Annotated in this window: 5 protein-coding genes; all 5 read left to right on the forward strand. The window is 41.6% G+C overall.

Annotation, left to right across the window (positions count from 1 at the left end; translation table 11 throughout):
• A partial coding sequence (locus U0M88_RS08415; RefSeq protein ID WP_331869536.1) for a Na/Pi cotransporter family protein occupies window positions 1-1,441 on the forward strand: 1,441 nt, incomplete at its 5' end.
• Between the two features lie 82 nt (window positions 1,442-1,523).
• Window positions 1,524-2,984: a DUF1846 domain-containing protein gene (locus tag U0M88_RS08420; RefSeq protein WP_331869537.1), complete on the forward strand. Its 1,461-nt coding sequence runs from the start codon at window positions 1,524-1,526 to the stop codon at window positions 2,982-2,984.
• A gap of 9 nt (window positions 2,985-2,993) precedes the next feature.
• Window positions 2,994-3,284: a hypothetical protein gene (locus U0M88_RS08425; protein WP_117446342.1), complete on the forward strand. Its 291-nt coding sequence runs from the start codon at window positions 2,994-2,996 to the stop codon at window positions 3,282-3,284.
• On the forward strand, window positions 3,278-3,577 hold the full coding sequence (locus tag U0M88_RS08430) for a hypothetical protein (RefSeq protein ID WP_331869538.1): 300 nt from the start codon (window positions 3,278-3,280) through the stop codon (window positions 3,575-3,577). The genes U0M88_RS08425 and U0M88_RS08430 overlap by 7 nt, the downstream gene beginning before the upstream one ends.
• 8 nt (window positions 3,578-3,585) lie before the next feature.
• The gene (udp, locus tag U0M88_RS08435; protein ID WP_331869539.1) at window positions 3,586-4,371 is read left to right on the forward strand and encodes a uridine phosphorylase; all 786 of its coding nucleotides are present in this window, start codon (window positions 3,586-3,588) and stop codon (window positions 4,369-4,371) included.
• The last annotated feature ends 52 nt before the right edge of the window (window positions 4,372-4,423 follow it).

Below are 4,423 nucleotides of genomic sequence, written 5' to 3' on the forward strand. Positions count from 1 at the left end.
AAATGCCCGTTTGATGACTTTGCAGCAGGCTGTTTGGATCATTATGGGTGCCAATATCGGTACGACCATCACCGGACAGCTGGTGGCACTGAATGTCAGTGAGATTGCACCACTGATCGCCTTTGCCGGTGTTGTATTGATTGTTTTCTTGAAGAATCCAAAGTTTCATTACTTTGGTTCAATCATTGCCGGTTTAGGTATTCTGTTTATTGGTATGGATATGATGTCCACCGCAATGGAGCCATTACGTGAATCCGAAACCTTTATTTCACTGATTACGAATTTCTCCAATCCGGTCATCGGTATTTTGGTGGGTGCGGTATTTACCGCCATCATTCAAAGTTCTTCAGCTTCGGTCGGTATCTTACAGGCTTTGGCCCGGAGTGGTTTGATTGGACTAAATGGTGCAGTCTTTGTATTGTTTGGACAAAATATCGGTACATGTATCACCGCTGTGTTGGCATCGATTGGTACAGGTCGGGAAGCCAAGCAGACAACGATTATTCACTTGAGTTTTAATATCATCGGTACGATCATCTTTACTACGGTATGTTTATTGACGCCGCTTACTACGATCGTGGCCGGCTGGTCGCCAGACAATGCGGCGCAACAGATTGCCAATATGCATACGTTGTTTAATGTGGTCACCACACTGTTGTTGTTGCCGTTTGGAACGTATTTAGCAGCTTTTGCCCAGCATGTTCTTCCAAGTGAGAAATTATCGGTGGATTCCGAAGGTTTGATTTATCTGCAGCCACTACCAAAGAGCAATAAGCTGATTGGTTTATCGGCCATCAATGTGCAGCAGGTCAATGATGAAGTCATGCGTATGATGAAGCTGGCCTATACCAATGTATCGGATGCCTTTGATCAGTTGATCAACTATAAAGAAGATCGTTCCAAATCGATTCAGAAACGAGAAGCGGCTGTTAACTTCTTGAATAGCGCCATTTCCAAATATATTTCTGATGCCTTTGGAAATGCCAATCTGAATATGGAAACATCCAAAGCACTGACGGCATATTATACGATGTTAGTTGATATTGAACGTATCAGTGATTATGCGATCAACATGGATCGTCAAGCTTTGGTGACGACAAAAGAACAGATGAGCGAAAACGAAAAACGTATTCTACGTAAGATGAAAAAACGTACATTTAAAATGTATGATTATATCTTTAATCTGCAAAAGGCAGATGACTACAACAATCAGATTGATGAGAACACACAAGAATGGAGAACAGCTCAGATCCAGGGCTTAAAAGATAAGAGCATTTCCAGTGAATTGGGAATTGCCTTCTCCAGAATCTTAACCGATTATGATCGAATCAATGATCATGCGGTCAATCTGGCTGAAGAAATCGATAAAATTGATGCCAGTCTTCATGAAACAATGATGGATGAAAAGATGATATCAAATCTGGCAGAAGAGAATGTATAAGGTCGTCAAGCACGACCTTTTTCTTTGTGCATTCAACGCCTGTATGTGATAGAATAGACATTGAAAATTTGAGGTGAAATAGATGAAAATTGGATTTGACAATCAAAAATATTTGGCCATGCAGTCTGAGCATATAAAAGAAAGAATCGGACAATTTGGTGACAAGTTGTATTTGGAATTTGGCGGTAAGCTATTTGATGACTATCATGCTTCCCGAGTATTACCGGGTTTTGAACCCGACAGCAAGCTTCAGATGCTGATGCAGTTAAAAGATCAGGCGGAAATCGTTATCGTCATTTCGGCAAAAGATATCCAACAAAATAAAGTGCGTCAGGATCTGGGAATTACTTATCAGGAAGATGTACTTCGTCTGATCAAAGAATTTCGCAAGGTTGGCTTATTTGTAGGCAGTGTTGTCATTACGCAATATACCGGTCAGGATCTGGCAGACAGCTTTAAACAAAAGCTGAAACGTCGTAAGATCAACTGTTATTATCATTACTATATCGATGGCTATCCGATGAATACACAGAAGATCATTTCCAAAGATGGATTTGGTAAAAACGATTACATCAAGACAGAGCGCCCTTTGGTCGTTGTAACGGCACCGGGACCGGGTTCAGGAAAAATGGCTACCTGCCTTTCTCAGCTGTATCATGATCACGTACATGGTATTAAAGCCGGGTATGCGAAATATGAAACTTTCCCGATCTGGAATCTGCCTTTGACACATTCGGTCAACCTGGCTTATGAAGCAGCCACAGCGGATTTAAACGATGTGAATATGATCGATCCATTTCATTTGGAAGCGTATAATAAAGTAACGGTCAACTATAACCGTGATATTGAAATCTTCCCGGTATTACGCAATATCTTTGAAGCCATTTACGGAGAAAGTCCTTATAAATCGCCAACAGATATGGGCGTTAATATGGCCGGTTTCTGCATCAGTGATGATGAAGCCTGCCAGGATGCCAGCAAGCAAGAAATCATACGCCGATACTTTAATTCTAAAACACGATTTGTTCGTGAACAATGTAAGGAAGAAGAAGTACATAAACAGGAAATGGTCATGAAACAGGCCGGTGTCACTGAAGAAGATCGAAAATGTGTTGTGGCGGCCCGTCAAAAAGAAAAGGAATCTCATTCTTTCAGTGGGGCATTGGAATTGGCAGATGGTACGATCGTTACCGGAAAGACAACGCATTTGATGGGTGCCTGCTCTTCGGCATTGATGAATGCGATCAAGCATTTGGCCGGTATTGAGGATGAAGCTTTGTTGATTGAACCGGAAGCATTTGGTCCGATTCAGAAGTTAAAGACAAAATACTTAGGCAGTGTCAATCCAAGACTGCATACCAATGAAATTTTGATTGCGTTAAGCTTGAGTGCTCAATCCAATCCACTTGCCAAAAAGGCGATGGAGCAGCTAAAACAGTTAAAGGGAACACAGGCGCATATCACATGTGATGTAGCGCATGTCGATGCTTCGGTCTATTCCAATTTAGGAATTCAAATTACATTTGAAGCAGAAAAACATTAGGAGGTCAATATGTCAAAATCAATTCCATCCAGCGGTGCCGGTGCTATTCGGGTTATGTTAAAGAACAAGAAAGACCTGCACTTTGAACAACAGTCGAAAAAGGCCAATGAAGAAAGAACAAGCTATTTATATGACATATTCTATGAAAATGTGACAGGGACTTTAAATATGTCCGTTGTGGATGGTGACATCCGCATTGCGGCTCTAAATTTGAGTATGGGTAAAGTCATTACTCTAGAAAATGATCAGAACTTAAAAAAATTCTGTCGTTATATTTTGGAGCAGGATGGTCAATGTTAGTTCGTCTGCATGTGGTCATAGATACAGAAGATACAGGTATAGAGGAAGAAATTAAAGAACAGCTTCGTTCATATTGTCCGGATCTGTCTTTTTCACCATCCAGAGAACAGCCTTCTTTGATGAATTGTATGGAGTTCTATTCTACCGTACAATTGGAAAAAGAGCAGGCAGAAACGCTTCGGCAAACGTTAAATAATGACTGGGATGGAGAATTTGATGATTGTGATGCCTATGGCTTTAATACCATCATGTTTCATCCTCATGTTTATTATCTTCAATTTCAAATACAGTAGGTGCGTTTATGATCGATTATACACAAGGGGCTGGTGTGCAATATCACATTGGTGTCAATGAAGAAGAAATAGGAAGCTATGTATTTTTGACCGGGGATCCCGGACGGGTAGAAGAAGTGGCAAAGTATTTACAGGATGCCCACTTTGTACAAAGAAATCGGGAATATGTCACTTATACAGGTTTTTTAGATGGCACAAAAGTCAGTGTAGTTTCCACTGGAATCGGTGGTCCTTCTACGGCCATTGCCATAGAAGAACTGGTTCGATGCAAGGTACATACGTTTTTACGTCTGGGCACCTGTGGTGGAATGGCCTTAGATGTCAAAGGCGGCGATCTATGTATTGCCAGTGGTGCGATAAGAGCTGAAGGATGTAGTCGGGAATATGCCCCGATCGAGTTTCCGGCTGTACCTGATTTTTCTGTTTTACAGGCCCAGGTACAAAGTGCGCAAAAGCTTTCTTTACCCTTTCATGTTGGGGTAGCGCATTGTAAGGACAGCTTTTATGGCCAGCATGAGCCGCTGAAATCGCCGGTTGGAAAGCACCTTGTGGAAAACTGGAAGGCGTATTGTGCATTAGGTACGATCTGTTCGGAGATGGAAAGCAGTACGTTGTTTATCGTTTCTTCCGCATTACATGTTCGTGCCGGTGCGATGTTTATGGCAATTGCCAATCAGGAACGAGAAAAACAAGGGTTGTCCAATCCACAGGATCATGACCTTCATCCGATGTTTTCCTGTGCTGTGGAAGCGATGAAAGCTTTGATCGCAGAAGATAAAAAAAGGGAAGCTTAACCCAATGTCATTAAGTTAAGAAAATGGACACTTTGAGGAGCACACAAAATGT

It is taken from the genome of Faecalicoccus sp., from assembly GCF_036552745.1.
GTDB lineage: Bacteria > Bacillota_I > Bacilli_A > Erysipelotrichales > Erysipelotrichaceae > Faecalicoccus.

Bases quoted from the DNA above. Each gene is read 5' to 3' on its own strand.
- U0M88_RS08420 (WP_331869537.1), top strand. From the start codon at position 1,524: ATGAAAATTGGATTTGACAATCAAAAATATTTGGCCATGCAGTCTGAG.
- U0M88_RS08425 (WP_117446342.1), top strand. From the start codon at position 2,994: ATGTCAAAATCAATTCCATCCAGCGGTGCCGGTGCTATTCGGGTTATG.
- U0M88_RS08430 (WP_331869538.1), top strand. From the start codon at position 3,278: ATGTTAGTTCGTCTGCATGTGGTCATAGATACAGAAGATACAGGTATA.
- udp (WP_331869539.1), top strand. From the start codon at position 3,586: ATGATCGATTATACACAAGGGGCTGGTGTGCAATATCACATTGGTGTC.